Raw genomic sequence first — 2,174 nt, 5'->3', positions numbered from 1 at the left:
CACGCCGGCTGCGACTTCGGCAAGACCAAGATCGGCGAGACCACCGGCCTGGCGTTCACGGACAGCCAGGTGGCGGCGGGGCGGAACTACTACTACAACGTGGTCGCGGCGGGAGCGTCGAACGCCTGCTTCGGCCGGGCCAGCAACTGCGTGACGGTGACCCCAACGGCCGGTACGCCGACGCCGGACTTCAGCGTCTCCTGCAGCCCGTCGAGCCTGACCGTCACCCAGGGGAGCAGCACCACCAGCACCTGCACGGTCACCTCGATCAACGGCTTCTCGAGCGCCGTCACGCTGGCGTGCGCAAATATGCCCGCTGGCTCCTCCTGCGGCTTCAGCCCGACCTCGGTGACGCCGCCCGCCAACGGCACCGCCAACAGCACGCTGACCGTGTCGGCGACGGCGACCGCGTCGACCGGCAGCTTCACCTTCCAGGTGCAGGGCACGAGCGGCGCCACGACGCGCAGCACCAACATGTCGCTGACGGTCAACCCGACCGGCGGCGGCGGCGCGCAGACGGCGGTCTTCGACTCCGTCCTCCAGGCGCCGAAGTGCGCGACGGTGGGGATCTCCTGCGACTCGGGCGCGACGCTGCTCAACGGCCGCGACACCATCACCGGCGGCGCCGAGCCCAACCAGCCGAACACCATCAACGACTCCTGCGCCGACGGCACCTCGGGCACCTTCCACAGCGACGAGTCGAACGATCGCCTGAAGGTCTCGACTACCGACGGCACCAACTTCGCCCCGGGCAAGACGGTGCGCATCGACGCCAGCGTCTGGGTGTGGACCGGCGGGCCGACCTCCGACCACCTCGACCTCTACTTCACGGCCAACGCCAGCAGCCCGAGCTGGACCTTCCTCACCACCATCAACCCGACCGCGGCGCAAGGCGGCGCGCAGACCTTCAGCGCCACCTACACGCTGCCCTCGGGCGCCCTGCAGGCGGTGCGCGCGCAGTTCCGCTATCAGGGCAGCGCCTCGCCCTGCACGGTCGGCTCGTTCAACGACCGCGACGACCTGGTCTTCGCGGTCAGCAGCCCGCCGGTGACGACGGTCTTCTTCGACGACTTCGAGACCAGCCAGGGGTGGACCACCAACCCGAGCGGCACCGACACGGCGACTACCGGGTTCTGGGAGCGCGGCGACCCCGAGCAGACCGACTCGAGCGGCCCGAAGCAGCTCGGGACGACCGTCAGCGGCGTCAACGACCTGGTCACGGCGCGGTTGGCCGGGGCCTCGGCCGGCGTCAACGACATCGACGGCGGCACGACCTCGATCCGCTCGCCCGCCATCACCCTGCCGTCGACCGGCACGCTGACGCTGTCGTTCAGCTACTACCTGGCGCACGGCACCAACTCCTCGACCGCCGACTTCCTGCGCGTCAGCATCGTGGGCGCGACGACGCAGCAGGTCTTCCAGGAGCTCGGCGGCACCGAGGACGACGACGCCGTCTGGGCTACCACCTCCGCCAACATCAGCTCCTTCGCCGGCCAGTCTGTCCGCATCCTCATCGAGGCCGCGGACGCCTCGACCGCGAGCCTGGTGGAGGCGGCGGTCGACGACGTGAGGATCACCCAGCAGTAGCGGAGTAGAGTAGGTCCTCAGCAGCCGCAGTCAACCCGCGGGGGCGCGCCAGCGCCCCCGCGGCGTCTGCGGAAGAAGAGCCTCAGGCGATCTCGTCGGCGGGAGGCGGGACGGCGGGGTAGGGGTCGATCGGTTCCCCAAGCGCGCCCATCACTGCGATGAAAAGGTGGGGGAACGCGAGGGGAACGGTGCGGCAGAGATGCAGGATGCGGCGACGTAGGGCGGCCGCTTCCGCGCTGGAGCCCGAGGCGAGACGGTAGATCTCGCGCCAGGCGGCGAGTTCGCCGCGGTCGAGAATCTGCACCAGCACCTCGTCGCTCCGAAGATCCAGGTGGCTGCGGTTCCATAGGGCAGCCGAGGTGGACAGGTCGAATCCGCTCACGTGACGGCCTCGTCTTCGCCGAGCAATTGGTCGGCGAGCACCTGGGCCCAGCGCCGACCGCGGGCGGCTACGTACTGCCAGTCATTCCACGGCGGCTTCAGGCCGCGATAGCTCGCCAGATCGATCTCTGCGGCGTCGACCGGCCGGGCAGACCCCAGCCGCTCGATCACCTCGGCCAGCACCGAGGTTCCGCTAGGCTGCGGGT

2 protein-coding genes and 1 pseudogene are annotated in these 2,174 nt (G+C 70.1%); 1 reads left to right on the top strand and 2 read right to left on the bottom strand.

Annotated features, from left to right (window positions below):
• A pseudogene (locus ACRDSQ_RS18065) lies at nt 1-1,587 on the top strand (hypothetical protein); the annotation flags it as partial.
• Between the two features lie 82 nt (nt 1,588-1,669).
• Here the strand turns inward: ACRDSQ_RS18065 and ACRDSQ_RS18060 are convergent.
• Entirely contained in the window at nt 1,670-1,969 is a 300-nt protein-coding gene (locus tag ACRDSQ_RS18060) for a hypothetical protein (RefSeq protein ID WP_431422661.1), read from the bottom strand.
• A partial coding sequence (locus ACRDSQ_RS18055) for a hypothetical protein (RefSeq protein WP_431422660.1) occupies nt 1,966-2,174 on the bottom strand: 209 nt, incomplete at its 5' end. The genes ACRDSQ_RS18060 and ACRDSQ_RS18055, both read right to left, overlap by 4 nt.

This window comes from Actinokineospora sp. (genome assembly GCF_050699995.1).
Classification (GTDB): Bacteria; Actinomycetota; Actinomycetes; order Mycobacteriales; family Pseudonocardiaceae; genus Actinokineospora.
Note: the sequence above shows the minus strand (reverse complement) of the source record. Positions and strands in the feature narration are given on the sequence as shown.